Origin of the sequence: Streptomyces sp. ISL-10 (assembly GCF_018614575.1) — a bacterium.
In the GTDB taxonomy this organism is placed as follows: Bacteria; Actinomycetota; Actinomycetes; order Streptomycetales; family Streptomycetaceae; genus Streptomyces.
This window is the reverse complement of the sequence record NZ_JAGGOJ010000018.1, coordinates 106,120-130,784: the sequence shown is the minus strand read 5'-3', so window position 1 is coordinate 130,784 and position 24,665 is coordinate 106,120. Positions and strand designations below refer to the sequence as shown.

At 71.7% G+C, this 24,665-nt stretch carries 20 protein-coding genes; 15 read left to right on the top strand and 5 right to left on the bottom strand.

The annotated features are described in order from the left end of the window. Nucleotides 1–184: 184 nt before the first annotated feature. Nucleotides 185–1,540 (top strand): aspartate aminotransferase family protein, encoded by a 1,356-nt coding sequence (locus J7E88_RS22760; protein WP_215183960.1) that lies wholly within the window; start codon nucleotides 185–187, stop codon nucleotides 1,538–1,540. Between the two features lie 382 nt (nucleotides 1,541–1,922). Continuing rightward, the gene (locus J7E88_RS22755; protein WP_215184131.1) at nucleotides 1,923–3,695 is read left to right on the top strand and encodes an FG-GAP-like repeat-containing protein; all 1,773 of its coding nucleotides are present in this window, start codon (nucleotides 1,923–1,925) and stop codon (nucleotides 3,693–3,695) included. Between the two features lie 53 nt (nucleotides 3,696–3,748). On the opposite strand, the gene J7E88_RS22750 is transcribed toward J7E88_RS22755, so the two are convergent. Continuing rightward, complete coding sequence (locus tag J7E88_RS22750; protein WP_251023040.1) at nucleotides 3,749–4,696, bottom strand: NADP-dependent oxidoreductase; 948 nt, start codon at nucleotides 4,694–4,696, stop codon at nucleotides 3,749–3,751. 114 nt (nucleotides 4,697–4,810) lie between these two features. On the opposite strand from J7E88_RS22750, the gene J7E88_RS22745 reads away from it, so the two are divergent. Further along, nucleotides 4,811–5,824, top strand: a complete 1,014-nt coding sequence (locus J7E88_RS22745; protein ID WP_215183958.1) for a GlxA family transcriptional regulator — start codon at nucleotides 4,811–4,813, stop codon at nucleotides 5,822–5,824. Nucleotides 5,825–6,470: 646 nt separating this feature from the next. On the opposite strand, the gene J7E88_RS22740 is transcribed toward J7E88_RS22745, so the two are convergent. Continuing rightward, a complete protein-coding gene (locus tag J7E88_RS22740) occupies nucleotides 6,471–6,926 on the bottom strand; it encodes a hypothetical protein (protein WP_215183956.1) in 456 nt (151 codons plus the stop codon). Nucleotides 6,927–7,030: 104 nt separating this feature from the next. Here J7E88_RS22740 and J7E88_RS22735 point away from each other — a divergent pair, with 104 nt between their 5' ends. From J7E88_RS22735 to J7E88_RS22715, 5 genes are all read left to right on the top strand, one after another. Then, a complete protein-coding gene (locus tag J7E88_RS22735; RefSeq protein ID WP_215184127.1) occupies nucleotides 7,031–7,786 on the top strand; it encodes a GntR family transcriptional regulator in 756 nt (251 codons plus the stop codon). Then, nucleotides 7,783–10,215 carry a dolichyl-phosphate beta-glucosyltransferase gene (locus tag J7E88_RS22730; RefSeq protein ID WP_215183954.1) on the top strand — a complete coding sequence of 811 codons (2,433 nt, stop codon included), beginning with the start codon at nucleotides 7,783–7,785 and terminating at the stop codon, nucleotides 10,213–10,215. The genes J7E88_RS22735 and J7E88_RS22730 overlap by 4 nt, the downstream gene beginning before the upstream one ends. Nucleotides 10,216–10,345: 130 nt before the next feature. Next, nucleotides 10,346–10,996, top strand: coding sequence for a hypothetical protein (locus J7E88_RS22725; RefSeq protein WP_215183952.1), 651 nt, complete (start codon nucleotides 10,346–10,348; stop codon nucleotides 10,994–10,996). Between the two features lie 84 nt (nucleotides 10,997–11,080). Next, a complete protein-coding gene (locus J7E88_RS22720) occupies nucleotides 11,081–12,025 on the top strand; it encodes a class I SAM-dependent methyltransferase (protein WP_215183950.1) in 945 nt (314 codons plus the stop codon). A 316-nt stretch (nucleotides 12,026–12,341) separates the two neighbouring features. Next, complete coding sequence (locus J7E88_RS22715) at nucleotides 12,342–13,229, top strand: SGNH/GDSL hydrolase family protein (protein WP_215183949.1); 888 nt, start codon at nucleotides 12,342–12,344, stop codon at nucleotides 13,227–13,229. A gap of 368 nt (nucleotides 13,230–13,597) precedes the next feature. On the opposite strand, the gene J7E88_RS22710 is transcribed toward J7E88_RS22715, so the two are convergent. After that, nucleotides 13,598–14,347 carry an SLATT domain-containing protein gene (locus J7E88_RS22710; RefSeq protein ID WP_215183947.1) on the bottom strand — a complete coding sequence of 250 codons (750 nt, stop codon included), beginning with the start codon at nucleotides 14,345–14,347 and terminating at the stop codon, nucleotides 13,598–13,600. Between the two features lie 324 nt (nucleotides 14,348–14,671). Here J7E88_RS22710 and J7E88_RS22705 point away from each other — a divergent pair, with 324 nt between their 5' ends. From J7E88_RS22705 to J7E88_RS22675, 7 genes are all read left to right on the top strand, one after another. Then, nucleotides 14,672–15,007 (top strand): YbaB/EbfC family nucleoid-associated protein, encoded by a 336-nt coding sequence (locus J7E88_RS22705; protein WP_215183945.1) that lies wholly within the window; start codon nucleotides 14,672–14,674, stop codon nucleotides 15,005–15,007. A gap of 104 nt (nucleotides 15,008–15,111) precedes the next feature. Continuing rightward, on the top strand, nucleotides 15,112–15,711 hold the full coding sequence (recR, locus tag J7E88_RS22700; RefSeq protein WP_215183943.1) for a recombination mediator RecR: 600 nt from the start codon (nucleotides 15,112–15,114) through the stop codon (nucleotides 15,709–15,711). After that, complete coding sequence (locus J7E88_RS22695; protein WP_215183941.1) at nucleotides 15,704–16,363, top strand: DUF5063 domain-containing protein; 660 nt, start codon at nucleotides 15,704–15,706, stop codon at nucleotides 16,361–16,363. Before recR ends, J7E88_RS22695 begins: the two co-directional genes overlap by 8 nt. A 360-nt stretch (nucleotides 16,364–16,723) precedes the next feature. Continuing rightward, nucleotides 16,724–17,995, top strand: coding sequence for an aspartate kinase (locus J7E88_RS22690; protein ID WP_215183939.1), 1,272 nt, complete (start codon nucleotides 16,724–16,726; stop codon nucleotides 17,993–17,995). After that, nucleotides 17,992–19,068 carry an aspartate-semialdehyde dehydrogenase gene (locus tag J7E88_RS22685; protein WP_215183937.1) on the top strand — a complete coding sequence of 359 codons (1,077 nt, stop codon included), beginning with the start codon at nucleotides 17,992–17,994 and terminating at the stop codon, nucleotides 19,066–19,068. The genes J7E88_RS22690 and J7E88_RS22685 overlap by 4 nt, the downstream gene beginning before the upstream one ends. Before the next feature lie 428 nt (nucleotides 19,069–19,496). Continuing rightward, a complete protein-coding gene (locus J7E88_RS22680; protein WP_215183935.1) occupies nucleotides 19,497–20,156 on the top strand; it encodes a SigE family RNA polymerase sigma factor in 660 nt (219 codons plus the stop codon). Between the two features lie 71 nt (nucleotides 20,157–20,227). Continuing rightward, nucleotides 20,228–21,301 (top strand): hypothetical protein, encoded by a 1,074-nt coding sequence (locus J7E88_RS22675; protein WP_308307572.1) that lies wholly within the window; start codon nucleotides 20,228–20,230, stop codon nucleotides 21,299–21,301. Nucleotides 21,302–21,674: 373 nt separating this feature from the next. Here J7E88_RS22675 and J7E88_RS22670 read toward each other — a convergent pair whose 3' ends face one another. Both J7E88_RS22670 and J7E88_RS22665 read right to left on the bottom strand, forming a co-directional pair. Beyond that, nucleotides 21,675–22,433 carry an SURF1 family protein gene (locus J7E88_RS22670; protein ID WP_215183933.1) on the bottom strand — a complete coding sequence of 253 codons (759 nt, stop codon included), beginning with the start codon at nucleotides 22,431–22,433 and terminating at the stop codon, nucleotides 21,675–21,677. A 282-nt stretch (nucleotides 22,434–22,715) separates the two neighbouring features. Beyond that, complete coding sequence (locus J7E88_RS22665) at nucleotides 22,716–24,530, bottom strand: prolyl oligopeptidase family serine peptidase (protein WP_215183931.1); 1,815 nt, start codon at nucleotides 24,528–24,530, stop codon at nucleotides 22,716–22,718. Between the last annotated feature and the right edge of the window lie 135 nt (nucleotides 24,531–24,665).

Below are 24,665 nucleotides of genomic sequence, written 5' to 3'. Positions count from 1 at the left end.
CGACAGTATGCTGTCAATCACGCGACGGGTCCCGGGGCCTCTCCCGGCAAGGTCCGGTGCCCCCTCCCGGGCAGGGTCCTGGCCCCGCGCCCGGGCAGACCCGACACCCTGCCCAGGCAGGGAGGCGGAGGTCATACAAGGTGGCCATGTCGGCTCCCGCGCGCCCCTCCCTACGCTGGCCGGCATGACCCCTCATGCCGATCCCCAGGCCGGTGCCGCCGTCAAGGCGGCGGACCGCGCGCACGTGTTCCACTCCTGGTCCGCCCAGGGACTGATCGACCCGCTCGCCGTCGCCGGCGCCGAGGGTTCGTACTTCTGGGACTACGACGGGAACCGCTACCTCGACTTCACCAGCGGCCTCGTCTACACCAACATCGGGTACCAGCACCCGAAGGTCGTCGCCGCGATCCAGGAGCAGGCGGGCAGGCTCGCCACCTTCGCGCCCGCGTTCGCGGTCGAGCCGCGCTCCGAGGCCGCCCGGCTGATCGCCGAGCGGACCCCGGGCGACCTGGACAAGATCTTCTTCACCAACGGCGGCGCCGAGGCCGTTGAGAACGCCATCCGCATGGCCCGCCTGCACACGGGCCGCCCGAAGGTGCTCTCCGCCTACCGCTCGTACCACGGCGGCACCGCGACCGCGATCAACGTCACCGGCGACCCGCGCCGCTGGGCCAACGACAACGGCACCGCAGGCGTCGTCCACTTCTGGGGCCCGTTCCTCTACCGCTCGCCGTTCTACTCCTCGACGGAGGCGGAGGAGTGCGCGCGCGCCCTGACGCACCTGGAGGACACCATCGCCTTCGAGGGTCCGCAGACCGTCGCGGCGATCATCCTGGAGACGATCCCCGGCACGGCGGGCATCATGACCCCGCCGTCCGGCTACCTCGCGGGCGTTCGCGAGATCTGCGACCGCCACGGCATCGTCTTCGTGCTCGACGAGGTCATGGCGGGCTTCGGCCGCACCGGCACGTGGTTCGCGGCCGAGCACTTCGACGTGGTGCCGGACCTGATGACCTTCGCGAAGGGTGTCAATTCCGGTTACGTACCGCTGGGCGGTGTCGCGATCTCGGCCGAGATCGCAGCGACCTTCGACAAGCGCCCCTACCCGGGCGGGCTGACGTACTCCGGTCACCCCCTGGCCTGTGCGGCCGCCGTCGCCACCATCAAGGTGATGGAGGAGGAGAAGATCGTCGAGCACGCGGCCCGCATCGGCGAGACGGTGCTCGGCCCCGGCCTCCGCGAGCTGGCGGAACGCCATCCGTCGGTGGGCGAGGTGCGCGGCACGGGCGCGTTCTGGGCCCTGGAGCTGGTCCGCGACCGCGAGACGCACGAGCCGCTGGTCCCGTACAACGCCACCGGCGAGGCGAACGCTGCGATGGCGGCGTTCGGAGCGGCCTGCAAGAAGAACGGCCTGTGGCCCTTCGTGAACATGAACCGTACGCATGCGGTGCCGCCGTGCAACGTGACGGAGGCGGAGGCGAAGGAGGGCCTGGCGGCCCTGGACGCGGCGCTGTCCGTGGCGGACGAGTTCACGGTGTAGTCGCGGCAGTCACCGCAGTCACCGCAGTCGCGGGTGACGGCAGTCACGGCAGTCACGGCAGGCGTAGTCACGGCGCAGTCGTCGTCGAAACGGCCTGACGGCCTGATGGCCCACCCGCTCGTGAGGGCCGGGGTCACCGACATCGTTGTGCGTGTCGGGGACCCCGGCTCTGTGCGGCCCGTCCGGAGGGGCGGCGCCTCGGTGGAGGGTCGTCGAAATTGCTTTCGGTTCCCGTACATCCTTCGCCCAACCTGGCATGTCTATTCCCGTGCCAGCACCACTGCACCACCGCTCCGAAACCCCCATGGGCGCGCACCACCGAGCGCGGCGCCCCGGAGGCGGCTGTGCAGATGACACCCTTCGAGGGGGGACCTTGACACCCATGGAATCCGGCTGCGCCGCAGCCGGTCCACACAGAACCACCAGCGCCCGCGCCCGCATGCGCGTCGCCGCCTGCACCGCGATCGCCCTCGCCGCCGGCATGCTGCTGGCGGCCCCGGCCGCCCATGCCGACGACGCCCCCGCGCCGCGCCCCACCGTCGAACGGCCCGGATCCGACGACACCGCGCTGCCCAGCCTGGAACTGCCGCGCCCCGAGGTGAACCGCGGCGCGTTCAGCTCCCTGGACGAGGGCGCCCCGCTGGCCGCGCCGCGCAGCGACGTGGACGGCGACGGCTGGTCCGACCTGATCTTCCAGGCCCTCGACGGCCGAGTGATCGTCTCGACCGGTGCCGAGACCCACGAGATGAACTTCTCCGACGGCTACGGGTCCGGCTCGCAGGTCTTCAAGGACGTCTTCTCGGTGGCGGGCCTCCGTCCGGACGGCCCGGTCCACTTCACCCTGTCGGCGTCGGGCCGCCTCGCGGCGCACGTGAACGACCCGTACTACCCGAGCGTCTACTGGTCGGGCACGGGCTGGCAGATCTACAACAAGGTGTTCTCGCCCGGCGATCTGACCGGCGACGGCGTCGGCGACGTCCTCGCGCGCAACTTCGCGGGCGAGCTCTTCCTGTACCGGGCGACGCCCGGCGGCGCCGAGCCGCTGGCCTCGCGCGTGAAGGTCGGCTCCGGCTGGGGCCAGTACGACCAGCTCGCCGGCGTGAACGACGTCAACAACGACGGCATCGCGGACCTCTTCGCCCGCAACACCGCGGGTGAGCTGTTCTTCTACAGCGGCACCGGCGAGCCCAGCCGTCCCTTCAAGGACAGGGTCAAGGTCGGCAGCGGCTGGAACGTCTACAACACGCTGTTCAGCATCGACGACATCGACGAGGACGGCAACGCCGAGCTGTACGCACGGGCGCACAACGGCGACCTGTACCGCTACACGTCCACCGGCACGGGCGCGTTCCTGCCGCGTCTGAAGGAGGACACGGGCTGGAACGCCGCGAGCCAGTTCGCGAACGCCGCCAACATGTCCTCGTGGGGCAAGGACGAGCTGTGGGGCCTCGACACCTGGGGCACCCTCTACTGGTACTACGACCGCAACAACGGCCAGTTCGCGGCCCGGCAGAAGGTCAGTGACGACGGCGGCTGGAAGGGCGCGAAGATCTCGGTCGTGTCCTCGCTCGACGACGACAACTATGCCGACCTGCTCCAGGTCTACGACGGCCACCTGTACAACTACGCCCTGAACGACGGCTCGGGTCCCTGGCACATCGGCAGCGGCTGGGGCGTCTACAACACCCTCGTCGGTCCTGGTGACCTGTCCGGTGACGGCAAGGGCGACCTGCTGGCCCGCAACTCGGCGGGCGAGCTGTTCCTCTACCGGGGCAACGGCAGCGGCACCGGCTTCGCGGCGAAGCAGCGGATCGGTTCCGGCTGGGGCCAGTTCAACGTGCTCGTCGGCGCCGGTGACATCAGCGGTGACGGCCGTGCGGACCTGATCGCGCGCGCCAAGGACGGCAAGCTGTACCTGTACCAGGGTACGGGCGTCGCTTCCGCGCCGTTCGCGGCGAAGAAGCTGATCGGTTCCGGCTGGGGCCAGTACACCAAGCTGGCCGCGCCGGGCGACATGAACGGCGACGGCCGCGCGGACCTCGTCGCCCGCACCAGCGACGGCGTGCTCTACCGCTACGACGCCAACGGCAAGGGCGGCTTCCTGCCCAAGGCGAAGATCGGCACCGGCTGGAACACGTACTCCGGCCTGTACTAGGCACACACGGCCCCGGGGGCGCCGCCCACGCGGCGGCGCCCCCGGGCGTCCGCTCACACCACCGTGAGCACGATCTTTCCCTGCGTCCGGCCCGTCTCGCCGATCTCGTGGGCCTTGGCCGCCTGCTCCAGCGGCAGCACGGTGTCGACGTGCACGCGCAGGCGGCCCGATTCCACCAGCGCGGCGATCTCCCGCAGGCCGCCGTTGTCGGGTTCGACGATGGTGAAGCCCGCGCGCAGGCCGCGCTGTTCGGCCGCGCCGGCGAGGTGCGCCTCCGCGGGCGAGGCGATGGACACCAGCGTGCCTCCCGGCCGGAGCACTTCCAGCGAACGCGGCCCGTACTCGCCGCCGACGGCGTCCAGAACCACGTCCACGTCCGCGACGGCCGCGGTGAAGTCCGTCGTCCGGTAGTCGACGACCTCGTCCGCGCCGAGCCCCCGCACAAACGCGTGCTTGGCCGCGCTCGCCGTGCCGATCACATACGCGCCACGCGCCTTCGCGATCTGGACGGCCAGATGCCCGACGCCCCCGGCCGCCGCGTGGATCAGCACCCGCTGTCCGGGGCGCACGCCGGCGGTGTCGACCAGCGACTGCCACGCCGTCAGTGCGGCGATCGGCAGAGCGGCCGCCTCGACGTGCGAGATCCCGGCCGGCTTACGGGCCAGGTGACGGGCCGGGGACGTCATGAACTCGGCGTATGCGCCTGCCGGTTCGGGCAGCCGCGGCATGCCGAAGACCTCGTCGCCCGGCCGGTACATCGTCACACCGAGCCCGACGGCCTCCACGACACCGGAGACGTCCCAGCCGAGCGGCACCGGGCGTCCCTCGCCGAGCAGTCCGCCCGTCGAACGGTGCCACCAGTCCGTCGGGTTGACCCCGGCGGCGTGGACCCGCACCAGGACCTCCGATGGACCGGGCTCGGGCCGGTCGACCTCGACGATCTTCAACACGTCCGGTCCGCCGAGTGTGTCCTGCCTGATGGCCCGCATGACGTTCCGCATGATGTCCGCTCCTCCGAAGGGAATTGCCCCCGGTCGGAGGCCCGGGACCCACCCTGCGGCAGCGGGAAGCCGCATTCGAGTGGCCGGATGGCCATGATGTGCAAGGATCTGGCCATGGCTCCTTCCGCCCCGCACCGCGTCGTCGTCCTCGCGCTCGACGGCGTCTACCCCTTCGAGTTGAGCATCCCGGTCCGCATCTTCGGCACCGCCCAAGGACCGGACGGCGAACCGCTGTACGAGGTGATCACCTGCGGCCTCGACGGCGGCACGGTCCGCACCAGCGCCGACTTCTCCGTCACCGTCGCGCACGGGCTCGACGCACTCGCGACCGCGGACACGCTCGTCGTCCCGCCGTTCAGCTGCGGCCCGGGCCGAATTCAGCAATGGCTGCCCGCGCCGCTCGCCGCCGCCTTCACGACGCTCCGGCCCGGCACCCGCATGGTCTCCATCTGCACCGCCTCGTACGTCCTCGCCACCGCCGGTCTGCTCGACGGACGCCGTGCCACCACGCACTGGAACGAGGCCGACGCGTTCCAACGTGCCTTTCCCCGCGTCGAGGTGGACCCCGGTGTGCTGTTCGTCGACGACGGAGACGTGCTGACGGCGGCGGGGGTCGCGGCCGGGGTCGACCTGTGCCTGCACCTGCTGCGCCGCGACCACGGCAGTGAGGTCGCCAACCGGGTGGCGCGGCTGTGCGTCGTGCCGCCGTGGCGGGACGGTGGCCAGGCCCAGTTCATCGAACGCCCCGTACCGCCGCCGTCGGCGGCGTCGACGTCCGCGACGCGCGCCTGGGCCCTCGACCGGCTGGGCAGCCCGCTCACCCTCACCGAGCTGTCGGCGCACGCCCGCATGAGCGTCCGGACGTTCTCCCGACGCTTCCGCGAGGAGGTCGGCCTGACCCCGGTCCAGTGGCTGACCCGCCAGCGTGTGGAGCACGCCCGCCGCCTCCTGGAGACGACGGACCTCCCCGTCGACCGGGTCGCCGCGGAGTCCGGCTTCGGCACGGCGGCGTCGCTGCGGCAACACATGGCAGCGGCGATCGGGGTGTCGCCGACGGCGTACCGCCAGACGTTCCGCGCGGGGGCCGGCGAGCCGGCCGGAGGACGTGGCGAGCTGGTCGCCCCATAGGGCCGGTTCGTACGACGGCTCGCGTTCCGGCGCGACGTGGAGGTCGGCTGCTCTCGCCTGCCGTGCCACGTGGGCGGTGGCTACGCCTCCGCGTCACCCCGGGTCGACTCATGCCCTGCCGCCGCCCCTCGCGGTGGCTTACGCCTCCGGCGTGACTGGGGTCGGTTCGCGCCTGGCTCGGGGGCTCAGCGGCGGGTCTTGCCTGTCGCGCGATCTCGGGGCCGGCTCATGCCTCCGCGCGACCTCTGGGGCGGTTCCCGCTTGGCGTGTGGGCCCTGCGGCGGGTCTTGCCTGCTGTGCGGCCTCGGGGTCGGTTCATGCGCCCGCGTCACCTCGGGTCGACTCATGCCCTGCTGCCGCACCTCGGGCGGTGGCTCATGCTTCCGGCGTGACTGGGGGCGGTTCGCGCCTGGCGTGTGGGCCCTGCGGCGGGTCTTGCCTGCCGCGCGACCTCGGCGGTGGCTTACGCCTCCGGCGTGACTCGGGGTCGGCTCATGCATTCGCGCGACCTAGGGGTCGGTTCACGCCTGCCGCGCGGGCCCAGCGGCGGCTCCGGCCTGCCCCGCCAGGTCGGCGGTGGCATGCCCGCGCCACCTCGGCAGTGGCCTACGCCTTCGGCGTGCGCCCGCGTCGCCTCGGTCGCGGCTCACGGACCGCGCAGCGCCTCCACCTCCAGGAAACGTCTGCGCCGCGGCCCCCGGTACAGCAGCGCCTCCCAGCCCAGCCGCCTCAGGGCCGCCGCGCAGGCCGTCAGCTCGGCCTCCTCCGCCTGCTGGGCGCCGCTGCCCGGCGGGCCCAGCCACTCCACGTACACCGTGGCCGGGCGCTCGCCGGGCCGCACGCGGTAGCCCGTCGCCGTCCTCGCGCCCTCGGCGTCGACCGCCGACGGCGCAAAGCCCGCCGCCTCCAGGGTCAGGGACACCGCGCGCACCATGCGGTTCAATTCCCAGGGAGCGGGCACGGCCGCCGGGTCGGGGGCCGCGGTGTTGGTCACACGGCGGATCTGCAACAGGCCCTCGAACGCCGTGCGGACCTCCGCTGCCCGTCCGGCCGCCGCCACCGGGCTCCCGTCCCCGTCAGCCGGTTCGAACACATCCGTCACATCCGCCTCGCTTCCGTCACGGTGCGGGCCCCATGCCCCACGACTCCGCCATGACCCCTGGCCTATCGTGTCCGGAACCGCAGCAGAAGGAGAAGGCCACCACGATGCCCGGCAACGCCACCGGCGGCGGCACCGCCGTCACACGCAGCACCCTGCGACAGCAGATCGCGGACGCGCTGCGCGACGAGGTGCTCGCCGGGCGGCTCCAGCCCGGGCAGGAGTTCACCGTCAAGCAGATAGCCGACCAGTACGGAGTGTCCGCGACACCCGTCCGCGAGGCGCTTGTCGACCTGTGCGCGCAGGGACTGCTCGAATCCGACCAGCACCGCGGCTTCAAGGTGCACCGGTTCTCCGTCGACGACTACCGCACGATGATCGAGGCACGCTCGATGGTCGTGGACGGCGTCTTCCGGCAGCGCACCGAGTGCTGCCCCACGACGCTGACCAGCCAGGGCCTGCTGTCCGTACGCCGCCGGGCCGAGGAGGCCGCGCGCGCGGCCCGCGCCGGTGACCTGGACATTCTGATCGGCTACGACCTCCGGTTCTGGCGCGAACTCGCAGGGCTCGTGACCAACCGCTACATATCCGAGTTCCTGCACCGGCTGCGCGTCCAGGCGTGGGTCTTCGCCGTGCCGTATCTGCGCGCCGACCCGGAGCTGTCGGACTGGCTGTGGAGCGGGCACGAGACCGTGGTGGACGCGGTGACCCGCGGTGACGCCGAGGCAGTGCGCGAGGAGGTCCGCGCCTGCAACGCGCACGCGCTGGCGTGGGCGGACCGGCTGGAGGCCGCGTCCCGCCCCGGAGACCCCGTCCACGCGCGCCGCCCCGACACCAGCCGGGCCGCCGGCAGCGAGCGGTGAGCGTGGACCTGAGCGTCGTCGTACCCGCGTACAACGAAGAGGTACGGCTCGGCCCGACGCTGGACGCCATCTGCGCCTTTCTGCGCGCCGACCCGGAGCGCTGGGGCAGCTGGGAACTGATCGTCGTCGACGACGGCTCCACCGACGCCACCGCGAAGATCGCCCAGGAGGCGGCGGCCGACGAGCCCCGTATCCAGCTGGTGTCGAGCGAGACCAACCGCGGCAAGGGCCACGCCCTGCGCATGGGCGTGCTCGCCTCGTACGGGCGGCGGGTGCTTTTCACCGACGCCGACCTCGCCGCTCCCATCGACGAACTGGCCCACCTCGACGACGAGCTCGCCGCCACCGGTGCCGCCGCGGCCATCGGCTCCCGCGCCCACCCCGACGCCCGGATCGAGGTCCACCAGCGGCTCGTGCGGGAATGGCTCGGCCGCATGGGCAACCGGCTGATACGTCTCGTCGCGGTGCCCGGCATCCGCGACACCCAGTGCGGCTTCAAGCTCTTCGACGGGGACAAGGCACGCGCGGCGTTCGCCGACTCCCGGCTCACCGGCTGGGGCATCGACGTCGAGATCCTGCGCTTCTTCCGGCGCGCGGGCTGGCCGGTGACCGAGGTCCCGGTGCGCTGGTCGCACGTCGCCGGCTCCAAGGTCAGGCCCGCGGACTACGGCAGGGTGCTGCTGGAGCTGCTGCGGCTGCGGACCCGTGCCGTGCGCCGCGCGGACCTGGCCGTCGCCGGTCTGTTCCTCCTCGCGTCCGTGCTGCTCTACAAGGGGCTGTGGACGGACCTCGACCGCGGCTATCTGCGCGACGCGGGCCAGGACCAGAACCAGTGGGAGTGGTTCTTCGCGGTCACCGCCGACAACGTCACGCATCTGCGCAACCCGCTGTTCACCACCCTCCAGGGCCATCCCCAGGGCGTGAACCTGATGGCCAACACGGTCATGCTGGGCCTGTCCGTGCCCCTCACACCCATCACGCTGGTCTTCGGCCCGACCGTCACCTGGGCGCTCGTCCTCACGCTCGGCCTGACCGCGACCGCCGTGTCCTGGTACTGGCTGATCGCCCGGCGGCTGGTGCGCAACAGGGCCGCTGCCGCGCTCGGCGGGGCGTTCGCCGCCTTCGCGCCGCCGATGATCTCGCACGGCAACGCGCACCCGAACTTCCTCGTCCTGTTCATGCTGCCGCTGATCGTCGACCGGGCGCTGCGGCTGTGCGAGGGCAGGAACGTGGTCCGCGACGGGGTGCTGCTCGGCCTGTTCGCGACGTACCAGATCTTCCTAGGCGAGGAGCCGCTGCTGCTCGCCGCAGTGGGCATGCTGCTGTTCGCCCTGTCCTACGCGCTCGCGCGGCGCGATGTGGCGCGGGCGGCGTGGCGGCCGCTGCTGCGGGGCCTGGGGATCGCGCTGCTGGTGTGCCTGCCACTGGTGGCGTTCCCGCTGGGCTGGCAGTTCTTCGGGCCGCAGAGCTACAAGAGCGTGCTGCACGGCGACAACGCGGCCAACAGCCCGCTGGCGTTCCTGCAGTTCTCCGGCCGCGCCCTGTTCGGCTCCGACGCGGGCGCCGATCCGCTCGCGATGAACCGCACCGAGCAGAACGCCTTCTTCGGCTGGCCGCTGCTCGCGGTGGCGGTCGCGATCGTGATCCAGTGGTGGCGGCTGGCGCTGGTGAAGGCGCTCGCCTTCACGGCGGTGGCCGCCGCGTTCCTCTCGCTCGGGCGGACGTTCCGCATCCCGTACACCGACCTCGTGCTGACCGGGCCCTGGCGGGCGCTCGCTCACCAGCCACTGTTCGAGTCGGTCATCGAGTCGCGCGTGGCGATGGTCTGCGCACCCGTGCTCGGCATGCTGCTCGCGCTCGCCGCGGACCGTCTCACGGCGGCCGGAAACCGGTCCTGGGTCCTGCGGGCCGCCGGCTTCACGGCGCTGGCCGCGGCTCTGGTGCCGGTGCTCCCGACGCCGTACCCGGTACGCGAACGGGCGGAGATACCGGGCTTCATCACCCAGGGCACCTACCGCTCCTACCTCGGCGAGGGCGAGTCGCTGGTCACCGTGCCGCTGCCGACGCCGGGCAGCGCGGAGGCCCTGCACTGGCAGTCGGCGACCGGCCTCGGATTCCCGGTCGCCGGCGGATATTTCAACGGCCCGTGGGGCCCCGACCGCATCGGTATCTACGGCGCCACGCCCCGGCACACCTCCAACCTCCTCGGGGAGGTCCGCAACAGCGGCCGGGTGCCCGTGATCGGCCCCAACTGGCAGGCGCAGGCCCGCGCTGACCTGGCCGCCTGGAAGGCGGGCGTGGTGGTGCTGGCGCCGCAGTACAACGAACAGGCGCTCTACGAGACGGTCACGAAACTGCTCGGCAGACCGGGGGAGCGGGTGGCCGGGGTATGGATATGGGACGTGGGGGCAAAAGGCGGTACGCGATGAGGGCCCTCTTCGCCGGTCCACCGCACGGCATTACGCTGTCCCGTCCACCGTCCGCGCACCTCACTCCTCCCCCTGCGGCCCGACGGCCGTGGGCGGCACCCGTCCCGAACCGCTGAGAGCGAGCCTTCCCTTGGCCTGTGACCTGTGGCTGGTCCCCCTTGTCGACGTGCTGTGCCACAGCCCCGACAATCCCTTCGCCGAAGAGATCGCCTCCTACGACAAGGCCCTGACCGGCGCCGGTCTGCCCACCGTGCCCGTCTTCGCCTACATGCCGGGCCTCTCGGGCGACGTCGCCCCCGTGGCCGGCTTCGACTACGACGCCCTGCACTTCCTGCGGCGCGCCTACCTGCTGCAACTGTGCGGTCTCGCGGTGACGCCGGTCGACGAACTGGGCGGCGACTACGAGCAGTTGCTGGAGATGTTCGAGTCGACGGCGCAGCAGTCCCACCTGGTGTGGCACTACGACCACGCGGGCGCGTACGTCCCCGTGGACTTCGCCGCACCCCTGTTCAACGACGAACTGCTGGAGGGCGGCGGACCGTTGGGTTCCACCCAGGGCCTGCTGCGGGAGCTGGAGTACGTGGCCCCGGCGATCGGCATCGACCCGGCGAACCCGCCGGCCGCCCCGGCGCCGCCGGAGCGGCCCACCGCCCTGGAGGAGCCGGCCGGTCCCATTCCGTACGACGAGAGCCCGTTCGCGCGGGAGCGGCACGTGTGGCTGGGGCTGCACGCGGCGGCGACGCGGAGCCTCGGCCAGGGCTCGATGATCATTTTCAGTTGACACACGCGTACGCGCCTTTGGTGGTTAAGGCGCCGGACAGACGGCCGACCGACCCCGGACACCTTGTGCCGGTAGGACCGGGGCATGTCGCAGACAAGTACCCCCACCGAGGGGACGGCCGCGGAAGAACTTCCCAGGCCGGAGCGGTTCGCGGACGTCAAGGGCTGGTTCTGGCCGGTCGACCGGATGGTCTTCGACTGGTTCCTGGCCCGGCAGAGAGACACGGACCGGAAGGGGGACCTCCTGGAGCTCGGCGCCTACCTGGGCAAGAGCGCGATCTTCCTCGGGGGGTATGTGCGGGAAGGAGAGACCTTCACCGTCTGCGACCTGTTCGACTCCGAGGCGCCGGACGACCCCAACAGCGCCGAGATGGACCGCTCGTACGCGACGCTGACGCGCCGGGCCTTCGAGGCCAACTACCTCTCCTTCCACGACGACCTGCCCACGGTGGTGCAGGCGCCGACGTCCGCCATCACCTCCCGCGTCGCCCCGGCCAGCTGCCGTTTCGTCCATGTCGACGCGTCCCATCTCTACGAGCATGTGCACGGCGACGTCGCAGCGGCGCGGGAACTGCTGCTGCCGGACGGGATCGTGGCGTTCGACGACTTCCGCGCGGAGCACTGTCCGGGCGTCTCGGCGGCGGTGTGGGGCGCGGTGCCGACGACGGGCCTCAAGCCGATCGTGATCACGGGCAGCAAGCTGTACGGGACATGGGGCGACCCGGCCCCCTTCACCGAGGCCCTGCTCGCGTTCCTGGCGACGCGGACGGACGTGTGGCACGGAGTGGAGGAGGTCGCGGGCCTGCCGCTGATCCGTATCAAGGGCCCCAAGGCGGAGCCGCCGCCCCCGCCGGTCTCCCGTCACGAGCCGCTCCCGCAGCCCGACCCGGAGCCTGAGCCGGAACCTGGCCCGCCGACGGCCCCGGCCCCGCCGCCCCACCCCGCACGCCGCTCCCTGCCCCGCCGCCTGGCCAGGGACCTGCTCCCGCCGATCCTGACGCGGGCGCTGACGTCCCGCCGCAGGCGCTGAGGACGGCCGCGACACATCCTCTCCTGACCTCCTTCCGACGACTTCCCACACAACGGCTCCGGGGCACGCGCGCCCCGGAGCCGTTGTGCTTGAGGGCGGCAAGCACACATCCCCCGTCGGGGCTTGGTGACGGCTCACGAAAAAAGCGTCAGGGGTTGGGATTCCGTCACAGAAGCGGTCGGCCCGGCCGCTTCTAGGCTTCTCGCACCGATCGGGTGAACGCGCCCCGGCGATCCCCTCGTGGCTCCGTGAACCGGTGCCGCGCACGCCGGAGCATGCCAGAGCCGCACCATTCGCCTGAAGGAGCCACCCCCCCATGCCTTTTCACGCCAAGAACCGACTCCTGTCGGCGGTTCTCGCGACCGCCGGAACCGCCGCACTCGGACTCGGGACCGCCGCCCCCGCCCAGGCGGTCTCCGACCCCCTCAACTATGTTGCTCTCGGTGACAGTTACAGCGCGGGCTCGGGCGTCCTCCCGCTCGACCCGGACGCCTCGCTGCTCTGCGCCCGGACCACGAGGAACTACCCGAACCTGCTCGCCGCCCGCACCGGGGCGAACTTCACCGACGTCACCTGCGGCGGGGCGCAGACCAAACACTTCACCGCGGCGCAGTACCCCGGCGCCGCCCCGCAGTTCGACGCGCTCAGGAGCGACACCGACCTCGTCACGCTGACCATCGGCGGCAACGACAACAACACCTTCGTCAGCGCCATCCTCGCCTGCGGCAGCCTGGGCCTGCTGACGGCTGGTCAGGGCAGCCCCTGCAAGGACACCTACGGCAGCACCTTCTCGGACGACATCGCGGACAAGACCTATCCCGCGATCAGGACGGCCCTGAACCAGATCAGGGCCAAGTCCCCCAAGGCCGAGATCGCGATCCTCGGCTACCCGTGGATCGTGCCCGAGCAGAGCGTCCCCGGATGCTTCCTCAAGATGCCGGTCGCCAAGGGCGATGTGCCCTACCTGCACCAGATGCAGACCGACCTGAACGCGGCCGTGGAGAAGGCCGCCGCCGAGACCGGCGTGACCTTCGTCGACATGGCCGAGGCGTCCAAGGGCCACGACGCCTGCCGCCCGATCGGCACGCGCTGGATCGAACCGCTGTTGTTCGGCACCAACGTCGTGCCGGTGCACCCGAACGCGGCGGGCGAGGCCGCGATGGCGGACCGGGCGGCCGCGGTCCTCGGCCTCGGCGTCGGCTGACGCGGGGTCGCTCTCGTGGCCCTCGGCCCCGGGTGAGGCAACGCAGCTCACGCTGATGGCGGTGGTCAGCCGCCGGTCGACGGGACGTAGCTCAGCGTGACGCCGGTCAGCCCCGGGTCGGCGGGACGCTGGTCAGTCGGACACCGGACAGCTGCCTGACATCCAGACGCTGATCAGTCGGACACCGGTCTGCCGCCTGCCTGTCGGCCACCGGCGGTCCGGACGCCGGCCTGTCGGCCGCCGGTGGTCCGGACCATGGTCGGCGGGCATCGCTCAGCCGGCGGTCGGCCGGACAACCGCTCCTCTGGATGCCGGTCAGCCGCCGGTCAGCCGCTCAGCGCTCGTCCGGCGGTCGGCCAGAACGACGCTCAGCGCGGCGGCTCCGGGGGCCGCTGCCTGGGCATGTTCGGGCGGGTGCCCGGGGGCAGCGGGAAGCGGCCCTGGATCACGCCCGCGGACTGCGACGCCGGGCCCGCCTCCGGGCGGGGCGGGGACAGGGGCCTCAGCCGCAGCGGCGCCGGGCCCGCGCGGAAGTCGGTCATCCAGTCCGCCGTCTCCGTACGCACCAGCTCCGAGAGGTCTTCCGAGAAGCGCCGCAGCACCCCGAGGCAGCGTTCGGCCGCCTCGCTCGCGGTGCCCTCGGTGGGGCCCAGCACCTCCCGTACGCTCTCGGACGCCCAGTCGAACTGGAGCACCTGGAGCCGGTGCTGCACGGCCTGGGCCGTGCCGACGTCGCGCATCCAGCCCGCGGTGAGGCCGAAGTACCGGTCGCAGGCCACGCAGGCCGCGGCCAGCAGGAGCGAGACGTAGCCCCACGGTGTGGCCCCCGCCACCGCCTCCGTGAGGTCGAGCAGGGGCAGGGCCGCTCCCGCGACCGCGCCCAGCGCCGTACCGAGGCGCAGCAGCCGGGCCCAGCGGCGCTTGCGGGCGCGGTCGGCGAGGTACCAGTCCGCCGTGCGCAGGGCGTCGGCCTCCACCCACCGGTAGAGCTCGTCAAGGCGGACCGCCGGCTCTCCCCAGTCCCCGAGCGGGAACGCCCGTCCCGTCAGATCACCCAGCGGCGCGGTGCCGCCCTCCTCCCGGGCCGGCCCCCCAGGCTGCATCTCCGGCTGGCTCACCGGTGCGCTCCTCTACCCTCTACGGCTTCTGCGGCTTCGCTGAAAAGGTGCTCAAAAGGTGCTGACGTTACACCGTGTGACGTACGGTGCGCGCGTTCGTTCTGATACGCCCGCGGATGCGCACGCCCTTCATACCGCCGAATGGTGGGCTGTGCGTTCCCGATGCCCGTATTTCCGCCCGCACGGGGGCCTTGATCAGGTAGGGGAGCCTGATCGAGACAGGTGGCTCTCACTCGAAAGAGTTGGTCACCGCCGAGTGGGGCATCGCGACCGGTGACCACGTAGGCTCGGCCGTATCGAAGCAACGTACGGACAGGAGTGACCGTGATTCCCGGTGGTGGGCAGCCCGACATGCAGCAGTTGCTCCAGCAGGCCCAGAAGATGCAGCAGGATCTCGCACAGGCTCAGGAGGAGTTGGCGCAGACCGAGGTCGAGGGTCAGGCGGGCGGCGGCCTGGTGAAGGCCACCGTCACCGGCTCCGGCGAGCTGCGGGGTCTCGTCATCGACCCCAAGGCCGTCGACCCCGAGGACACCGAGACGCTCGCGGACCTCGTCGTCGCCGCCGTCCAGGCCGCCAACGAGAACGCCCAACAGCTTCAGCAGGACAAGCTCGGACCGCTCGCGCAGGGCCTCGGCGGCATGCCGGGCATGCCCTTCTGATCCGCGAGTTGCCCGCCGGTTCCGTCAGGACCTTCTAAGCGTCATATTCACCAACTACCGTAAGCAGCAAGCCGGCAAGCAGGCAGGCAAGGAAAGGCGTTCCGTTGTACGAAGGCGTGGTTCAGGACCTCATCGACGAACTGGGCAGGCTGCCCGGCGTCGGTCCCAAGAGCGCGCAGCGGATCGCCTTCCACATCCTGCAGGCCGAGCCGACGGACGTCCGCCGGCTCGCGCACGCCCTGCTGGAGGTGAAGGACAAGGTCCGCTTCTGCGCGGTGTGCGGCAACGTCGCCCAGCAGGAGCAGTGCAACATCTGCCGTGACCCGCGCCGGGACCTGGCCGTCATCTGTGTCGTGGAGGAGCCGAAGGACGTCGTCGCGATCGAGCGGACGCGGGAGTTCCGCGGTCGGTACCACGTTCTGGGCGGTGCCATCAGCCCCATCGAGGGCGTCGGCCCGGACGATCTGCGCATCCGCGAGCTGCTGGCCCGCCTCGCGGACGGTGCGGTCACCGAGCTGATCCTCGCGACGGACCCCAATCTGGAGGGCGAGGCGACGGCCACGTACCTCGCACGCATGGTGAAGCCGATGGGACTCAAGGTCACGCGGCTGGCCAGCGGCCTCCCGGTGGGGGGAGACTTGGAATACGCCGACGAGGTCACGCTCGGGCGGGCCTTCGAGGGGAGACGACTGCTCGATGTCTGACGCCATGCTGCACGCCGTAGACCAGGACCCGGACGACTTCGCGGTCCAGATCGCCGACTCGATCGAATCCTTCATCGTGGCGACCACCGAGGTCGCCAAGGGCGACGAGCCGGACAGCGCCGTGCCGTTCCTGCTGCTGGAGGTCTCCCAGTTGCTGCTGACCGGTGGGCGCCTGGGTGCGCACGAGGACATCCTCCCGGACGAGCGGTACGAACCGGACACCGGACCCGACGTGGACGTCGACGACCTGCGTGAGCGCTTCGCCGTCCTCCTCGACCCGGTGGACGTCTTCTCCGAGGTCTTCGACCCGTACGAGCCCCGCAAGGCCCCGGTCCCTTCGCGCATCTCCGACAGCCTCGCGGACATCGTCACCGACCTGCGCCACGGTCTCGCCCACTACCGCGCGGGCCGCACCACCGAGGCCCTGTGGTGGTGGCAGTTCTCGTACTTCTCCAACTGGGGCCCCACCGCCTCCGCCACCCTGCGCGCCCTCCAGTCCCTCGTGGCCCATGTCCGCCTCGACCAGCCGCTGGCCGAGCTGGACGGCCTGGACACGGACGAGGACCTGACGGAGGAGGCGCTGGCGGAGGAGGCAGGCCGGGTCATGGTCCAGGAGATCCTGGGCCCGCCGGAGCTGCGCCGGACGCCCTGAACCGGCCACCGGCCCGCACGGGCTCCACGCCGCTCATGATCCGTCTCCATCGACACGGCGGCCCGGCCGGTGCGGCCTCCGACCAGGGCGTCCCCCGCGAGCCCCCGCTGATGGTCACCGCGCGTCGGGGCTGACGGACACCCGGGTGCCAGCGTGTGAGCCGGCCCACAAACCTGCGTACCCCGCCGTTCCCCGGGCAGCAGCCATCCGAGCGACCGCGTACCTCCCTGGACCCCTTCCTGGATGATCACGTGGTGAGCGGGACATCTCACCATGTGACATCACAGGGGCGTATCGCGGTCGCTCGATAGACTGAGCCGACCGCAGTAGTGACTGCAGAAGACCGAGCGAGGAGCGCACGTGGGCCTTGTCGTGCAGAAGTACGGAGGCTCCTCCGTTGCCGATGCCGAAGGCATCAAGCGGGTCGCCAAGCGAATCGTCGATGCCAAGAAGGACGGCCACCAGGTCGTCGTCGTGGTGTCGGCGATGGGTGACACGACGGACGAGCTGATCGATCTCGCGGAGCAGGTATCCCCGATCCCTGCCGGGCGCGAGTTCGACATGCTGCTGACCGCAGGAGAGCGGATCTCCATGGCCCTGCTGGCCATGGCGATCAAAAACCTGGGCCACGAGGCCCAGTCGTTCACCGGCAGCCAGGCAGGCGTCATCACCGACTCGGTCCACAACAAAGCGCGCATCATCGATGTGACGCCGGGCCGGATCCGCACGGCGCTCGACGAGGGCAATATCGCCATCGTCGCCGGCTTCCAGGGTGTGTCCCAGGACAAGAAGGACATCACCACGCTGGGGCGTGGCGGGTCCGACACCACGGCGGTGGCGCTGGCCGCCGCGCTGGACGCCGAGGTCTGCGAGATCTACACCGACGTCGACGGCGTCTTCACCGCCGACCCGCGGGTCGTCAAGAAGGCCCGGAAGATCGACTGGATCTCCTCCGAGGACATGCTGGAGCTCGCCGCCTCCGGCTCGAAGGTGCTGCTGCACCGGTGCGTGGAGTACGCACGCCGATACAACATCCCGATCCACGTCCGCTCCTCCTTCTCCGGACTGCGCGGCACCTGGGTCAGCAACGAACCGCGAGGGGATCAGAAGGTGGAGCACGCCATCATCTCCGGAGTCGCCCATGACGTCTCCGAGGCCAAGGTCACGGTCGTCGGCGTCCCGGACAAGCCGGGCGAGGCGGCGGCCATCTTCCGCGCGATCGCCGATGCCGAGATCAACATCGACATGGTCGTGCAGAACGTCTCGGCGGCCACCACGGCGCTGACGGACATCTCCTTCACCCTCCCGAAGACCGACGGCGCCAAGGCCATGGCCGCCCTGGAGAAGCAGAAGTCGGCCATTGGCTTCGACTCGCTGCGCTACGACGACCAGATCGGCAAGATCTCCCTGGTCGGCGCCGGTATGAAGACGAACCCCGGTGTGACCGCGTCCTTCTTCGAGGCGCTGTCCGACGCGGGCGTGAACATCGAGCTGATCTCGACCTCCGAGATCCGCATCTCGGTGGTCACCCGCGCCGACGACGTCAACGAGGCCGTGCGCGCCGTGCACACCGCCTTCGGGCTCGACTCCGACTCCGACGAGGCGGTCGTCTACGGAGGCACCGGCCGATGAGCCGACGGCGGCTCGCCGACGGGCCGCCCAAGCCGGCGCTCGCGGTTGTCGGAGCGACCGGAGCCGTCGGCGCGGTGATGCTCCAGATCCTGTCGCAGCACGCGGACATCTGGGGCGAGATCCGACTCGCCGCCTCCCCGCGCTCGGCCGGCCGAAAGCTGGCCGTGCGCGGGCAGGAGTGCGAGGTCGTGGCGCTCGACGAGGACTTCTTCGACGGAATCGACGTCGCGTTGTTCCTCGTGCCGGGCGAGGTCTCCGAGCAGTGGGCGCCCGTCGCCGTGGCCAAGGGCGCGGTGGTCGTGGACAACTCCCCGGCCTTCCGGATGGATCCGGCCGTCCCCCTGGTCGTTCCCGAGGTCAACCGGCACTGCGTACGGCTCCGGCCGCGCGGCATCGTCGCGAGCCCGCACGACACGACGCTGACGCTGGCTCCCGCCGTGGGAGCGCTGCACGCCGAGTTCGGCCTGCGGGAACTGGTCGTGTCCTCGTACCAGGCCGCCAGTGGTGCCGGGCGGGACGCCGTGGACGCCCTGCGCGCCCAGCTGTCCCTTGTTGCCGGTACGGAGCTGGGCACAGGGCCCGGGGACGTACGCCGCGCCGTGGGCGACGACGGGCTCGGACCGCTGCCCGCGCCGCTCGCGCTGAACGTCGTGCCGTGGACGGGCGACCCGCGCGACGGCGGCTGGTCCTCCGAGGAGCTGGGCCTGCGCTCCGAGACGCGCAAGATCCTCGATCTGCCCGCGCTGAAGGTGGCGGCGACGTTCGTACGCGTCCCGGTGCTGACCACCCACTCGCTGGCCGTGCACGCGCGCTTCGAGAAAGAGGTCTCGGTCGAGCGGGCGCACGAGATCCTCGCGACCTCGCCGGGAGTCGTCCTCTACGACGACCCGGAGGCGGGCGACTTCCCGACACCCGCGGATGTGGTGGGCACCGATCCGACATGGGTCGGGCGGGTACGGCAGGCGCCGGACGACCCCTCGGCGCTGGAGCTCTTCGTGTGCGGCGACAACCTGCGCAAGGGAGCGGCGCTGAATTCCGCGCAGATCGCGGAGACGGTGGCGGCCGAGCTCTGAGCGCCGGCGCGTGGCGCGGTGGTCCGTTGCCCGCCCGTTGCCCTGGCGCGTTGCCCGTTGGCCATGGCGCGATACCCGTTGGCGGTGTCGCGTTGGCCGTTTGCCGTGGCCCGTGGGCGCGGCTTCCGACGACGGACCGATAATCGGATCCGGTTGTCTCAGGGGCTTTGTAGGATCTGTGATGCACGCCCTGTGAAGTAGTCGAAGGCTGTACCACTTGAACTGGGGTGCCAGCGTGTTCGACGATGCGCTTCTCTCCTTGCTGCAACCGGTAGTTGGGCGGGAAGCGTCTTTGCGGTCGCCTCGGACGGTGCCCGTAATCAATGGGGCATTGGGGATGAGCGAGTGCGCATAAGGACATTTGGTGCACCGTCAAAAGCGGTGGCGTGCGCGTACAACCCTGACGGGGGGAAGCGTGTCCAACAGGCGTGGCAGAGGTTCTCGACATCGCAGGGGTGGTCCCCGTCCGTGGCGCTTCGGTGCGCCCGATCCGCAGGCCCCGCCCGGCCGGCGGCATGCCGGTGATCGCACCCATGCCCGCACCGCGGACGCGCATCCCGGCTCAGCCGCAGGGCGCTGACGACTCCATGGCTGCCGGCACGACCGTCGATCACCTCACCGAGACCTACCGCGCCCACTACCGGTCGCTGCTGGGTCTCGCCGCCCTGCTCCTGGACGACACCGCCTCGTGCGAGGACGTCGTCCAGGAAGCGTTCATCCGGGTCCACTCCGCGCGCTCGCGCGTACGGGACCCCGAGAAGACCCTCGCCTACCTGCGCCAGACCGTCGTCAATCTCTCCCGCTCCGCGCTGCGCCGCCGCATCCTGGGCCTGAAGCTGCTCTCCAAGCCGATGCCCGACATGGCGAGCGCGGAAGAAGGCGCGTACGACCAACTGGAGCGGGACGCACTGATCAAGGCGATGCGGGGGCTCCAGCGACGCCAGCGCGAGGTGCTGGTCCTGCGGTACTTCGCCGACATGACGGAGGCGCAGGTGGCCCAGACGCTGGGGATCTCCCTCGGCTCGGTGAAGGCGTACGGCTCGCGGGGCATCGCGGCGCTGCGCGTCGCCATGGAGGCCACAGCATGAGCGGGCACACGGACAGGTATGAGCAGTACGGGCCGGACGGGCCGTTTGACGACCGGACTGGGAACGGAAAAGTGAGCAACGGGCCGGAGAACGAGCTGAGCGGCCTTGATACAGGCCCCGACGAGATTCCCGACGGTGCGGGAGTGGACGGTGACGAGGAGGCCCTGCGCAGGATGCTGCACGGCATCGTCGAGGACCTCCAGCCGTCGGACGGCGCGCTCGACCACCTGCGCCGGGCGGTCCCGGCGCGGCGCGCCCGCAAGCGCCAGGCGCTCGTCGGCGCAGCGGCGGCGGTGCTGCTGGTCGGCACCGCGGTGCCCGCGTTCGTCCACGTCGCGAACTCCGGCGGCGGCGACCAGGCCAACCCGGTCAACGCCGGTCACGGCGAACAGGCCCAGGGCGGCACCGGCAACGACCCGGGAGCGACCGGAGGGGACAAGGACCCGCTGTCCCCCTCGAAGGGCAGCGGCCAGGACCCTGAGGTCAAGAACCCCACGTCCGCGGCGCCCGGCGAGCAGCCCGGCGCGGGCGCGGGCGACGGCGCCTCGGGCGAACCGGTCCCGCCGGGCAGCGCGGGCGACAGCGTGCCGGTGTGCGCGGGCGGCGACCTCGGTGTCGTCTCGGCGGAGACCAACCCGCCGGACCCGGAGGGCAAGGTCTACGGCACCTTCCGCATCGCCAATGTGTCGGCGGTCAACTGCACCGTCGGCGGAGGCGGCAGCGTCACCTTCCAGGCCATGGGCGCGGCCGATGCGGCCCGGATCAGCGTGGTCGCACACACCAGTGGCGACCCGGCGGGCGGCCTGCCCGAGCCGTCGGCGGAGGCGACGTCGCTGCTGCTGAAGCCGTCGGCCACGTACGAGGTGAAGTTCGCGTGGGTCCCCTCCGACACCTGCCCCACGGCAGGCCCCTCGCCCGACCCGTCGCCTTCGGACGCCGGATCGTCGGGCACGAGCGCAGGCACGGGCACGGGCACGTCGGGGGACAACACCCAGACCCAGACGGTCGCGGAGGACGGCGGCACACAGGACGGCAGTGTCGCGGTCACCCACACCGCGGAAGCGGGCGCCCCGAGCGCCCAGGCGACGATCACGAACGCCTGCGCAGGAACGATCTACCGCACGGGAGTGCTCCAGGGCCAGTGACGACGCGAGGCCGTCGCGTCGCCAGGCTGCCCGCCAGGTCGCCGGTGGGCCAGAGCCGCCGGGGTGGCTCTTCGCCCAGGGACGGTCAGCGGTCGTGGAGCCGTGCGCGCATGCCATACGCCTGCTGCGCGAGGCGAAGGGCGGCCCCGGGGGACAGCGGGTGCGGAGTCGGAGCCGCGGCGTGGCGCGTCGCGCCGGGGTACTCGGAGGGGACGCGGCGTAGCCCCGGGCGACGTGTGCCGCAGGTTCTCGCGGGGGTCCAGCGGACACCGGGCGGGCTCATCAGCCGGTGCGGCGGCCAACCCGCAGCCGGGTCGCCCGTGGCCCGGGCAGGACCCACCGGGCCGGAGGACGGGATCGTGGAGGGCCGGTGTCAGGACGTCTCGGGCGGCAGCCCGAGTTCGCGGTCGCGGGCCGCCTCCGCCTCGCGGCGGACCAGGCGGAACCACATGAACAGCACGAAGCCCGCGAACACGAACCACTCCCCGGTGTAGCCCAGGTTCTGGAACGCCTTCAGGTCGAGTCCGCTGTTCTCCGGGGCTGACGCGGGCACCGCCGTCAGGCCGCTGTCCGCCTTCGTCAGCGTGACCCACGCGTCGTACACGTCGTCCGGCACCAGGTTCACCAGCGACGCCGCGCTGATCATGCCCAGCTGGCCACGCGGCAGACCGCCCGCCGTGTGCACTCCGTCCGTACCCACGGTCTCGGACGCCTGCAGCGCGCCCGTCACCGTCACCTCGCCCGACGGGGCCGCCGGTGCGCGCTCGCCCTCGGCCAGCCAGCCGCGGACCACCGGCAGCGTCCGGCCCGTGTCCGTACGCAGTAGCGTCAGCACGTACGAACCGCGCCTGCCGTCCAGCTCACGGTCCGGGACGAGGAACTGCTCCCCGTACCGGCCGCTCGCCCTGGCCGGCCGCCCCGACGTCTCCTTGTCGACGGGCAGCAGCTCCTCCAGCGGGGCCGCCGCGCGCTGCTCCTGCCGACCGGCCCCCCGCTCGGCCTCGCGGTGGCTGTCGACGCGGTCCTCGAACCTGCCCAGCTGCCAGGAGCCCATGACGATGCAGAACGGGATCGCCAGCAGGACGAAGACGTTGATCCCCCACCAGCGGGGCGTCAGCAGGAATCGGTACACCCCTCCACGGTACGGAACGTCCCCGCGATACCCAGTGCCGGGTCCGGCCCGCGGTCCCTTGTCCTGGGCCCGTGACCGCGGTGCCTCGTCCCGGGTCCGTGACCGCGGTGTCTCGTCCCGGGTGGCGGGGCCGTGCCCGCGGTTGTCCTGGGCCCGTGACCGCGGTCCCTTGTCCTGGGCCCGTGACCGCGGTGCCTCGTACCAGGTGGCGGGGCCGTGGTCCTCGTCCCGGGGCCAGGACCGGGCCGTGGCCACGGCCCGGACTGGGACCGTCCGCCCCGCCTATGCCATGACCCCGTTCAGATGCCTCTCGGCGAAGGCGATCTCCAGCCGCACCTGCTTGATGCGCTCCTCCACCACGAGCGAGCCGTGCCCCGCGTCGTACCGGTACACCTCGTGGACCGCGCCGCGGGCCGCGAGGCGGTCCACATAGTTCTCCACCTGGCGGATCGGGCAGCGCGGATCATTGACGCCCGCCGAGATGTAGACCGGCGCGCGGACCGCGTCGACGTACGTCAGCGGCGACGACGCCTCGAAACGCTCGGGCACCTCCTCCGGGGTGCCGCCCAGGAGAGTGCGGTCCATGGCCTTCAAGGCCTCCATCTCGTCGTGGTAGGCAGTGACATAGTCCGCGACCGGCACGGCGGCGAGGCCGAGGGCCCAGACGTCGGGCTGGGTGCCGAGCCCGAGCAGGGTCAGATAGCCGCCCCACGAGCCGCCCGACAACACGAGCTTGGCGGGGTCGGCGAGACCCGAGGAGACCGCCCACTCGCGGACCGCCGCGATGTCCTCGAGCTCGATGAGCCCCACTCGGTGCTTGAGCGCGTCCGTCCACTCTCTTCCATAACCCGTCGAACCGCGGTAGTTGACCCGCACCACCGCATACCCGTGGTCGACCCAGGCCGCCGGGCCCGCGGCGAAGGCGTCGCTGTCGTGCCACGTCGGGCCGCCGTGGATCTCGAAGATCGTCGGCAGCGGGCCGCTCGCGTCGGCCGGCCTCTGGACCAGGGCGTGGATCCGGCCGCCGGGGCCCTCCACCCAGGCGTCCTCGACCGGCACCGACGCGGGTGCCTTCATCCCCGGCGGGTCGAGCACGATGCCGCCACCCGTCGAGCGCACCTGCGGCGGCTGTGCGGCGGACGACCACAGAAACTCGACGGTGCGGTCGGGGCGGGCGGTGGCCCCCGAGACCGAGCCGGCCGGGGTCTCTATCCGCGTCAGCCCGCGCGATGCCAGGTCGTAGCGCCACAGCTCGCCGCGCGCCTCGAAGTCGTGCGCGATCAGAAGGCAGGAGCCGTCCGGATACCACTGGGCGTCGACATCGCCCGGGAGGTCGATCGCGAGGTCGGTCTGTTCGCCGCTCACCACGTCCCAGATCATCGGCTCCCAGCGGCCCCGCCGCTGGTGCCCGATGAGCAGTCGGGTGTCGCCGTCGACCGGTGCGAAGCCGAGGACCTCCAAACCCAGCTCAACCGTGCCGTTCTCGGTGTCGTCGAGGTCCGCCACCACCGCACCGTCCAGCCGCAGCACACGCAGCGCGGAGTGCATCGCGTCTCCGTGCTCGGTGTGCTCGATGGCGAGTAGCGTCCCGTCGCGGGACAGGTCGCCGACGCCCGCCGACTCCCGGTGCCGGTAGATCTCGACGGGCTGCGCACCCGCCCGTACGACATGGATGGTCGAGCCGTCCTCGTCCGTCGAGCGGCCGACCACGGCGGTACCGTCCCGGCCTATGGCGAGCCCGGCCGGATACGAGGGCTCCAGGCCGGGAGCCGCGGGCACGTCCTCACCGCCGCCGAACGGCTGCCGCATCCAGATGCCGAACTCGTCGCCGTCCGTGTCGGAGAACCACCAGATGGCCTCGCCGTCCGGTGCCAGCACGCCGTCCGTGGTGCCGTTCGGCCGGTCGGTGACCTGCCGCCGGCCGCCCGTCGCGCGGTCCCATGCGTACAGCTCGTACGTCCCCGTCGCGTTGGAGACGAACAGCGAGCGGTCGGGGGCGTCCTCGGCCCAGTCCGGCAGAGAGACACGAGGCGCCCGGAAGCGCTTCTCCCAGTCGGGCATGCCGGGCATGTCGGGTGTGCTGAGTGCGTCGTTCATGCCCCCTATCAAAGCGGAAACCGGCGACACTCTCCTCAGCCTGTGGATAAGGTGGCGCCATGCCTGATTCCCGAGCCGCCGATCCGCAGTGGATCACCGTCACCGCCTGCGAGAACGTGCCCGGCGGCCCCGGCC

Coding starts and splice junctions, on each gene's coding strand:
- J7E88_RS22760 (WP_215183960.1), top strand. CDS start 185: ATGACCCCTCATGCCGATCCCCAGGCCGGTGCCGCCGTCAAGGCGGCG.
- J7E88_RS22755 (WP_215184131.1), top strand. CDS start 1,923: ATGGAATCCGGCTGCGCCGCAGCCGGTCCACACAGAACCACCAGCGCC.
- J7E88_RS22750 (WP_251023040.1), bottom strand. CDS start 4,696: ATGCGGAACGTCATGCGGGCCATCAGGCAGGACACACTCGGCGGACCG.
- J7E88_RS22745 (WP_215183958.1), top strand. CDS start 4,811: ATGGCTCCTTCCGCCCCGCACCGCGTCGTCGTCCTCGCGCTCGACGGC.
- J7E88_RS22735 (WP_215184127.1), top strand. CDS start 7,031: ATGCCCGGCAACGCCACCGGCGGCGGCACCGCCGTCACACGCAGCACC.
- J7E88_RS22720 (WP_215183950.1), top strand. CDS start 11,081: ATGTCGCAGACAAGTACCCCCACCGAGGGGACGGCCGCGGAAGAACTT.
- J7E88_RS22715 (WP_215183949.1), top strand. CDS start 12,342: ATGCCTTTTCACGCCAAGAACCGACTCCTGTCGGCGGTTCTCGCGACC.
- J7E88_RS22695 (WP_215183941.1), top strand. CDS start 15,704: ATGTCTGACGCCATGCTGCACGCCGTAGACCAGGACCCGGACGACTTC.
- J7E88_RS22685 (WP_215183937.1), top strand. CDS start 17,992: ATGAGCCGACGGCGGCTCGCCGACGGGCCGCCCAAGCCGGCGCTCGCG.
- J7E88_RS22665 (WP_215183931.1), bottom strand. CDS start 24,530: ATGAACGACGCACTCAGCACACCCGACATGCCCGGCATGCCCGACTGG.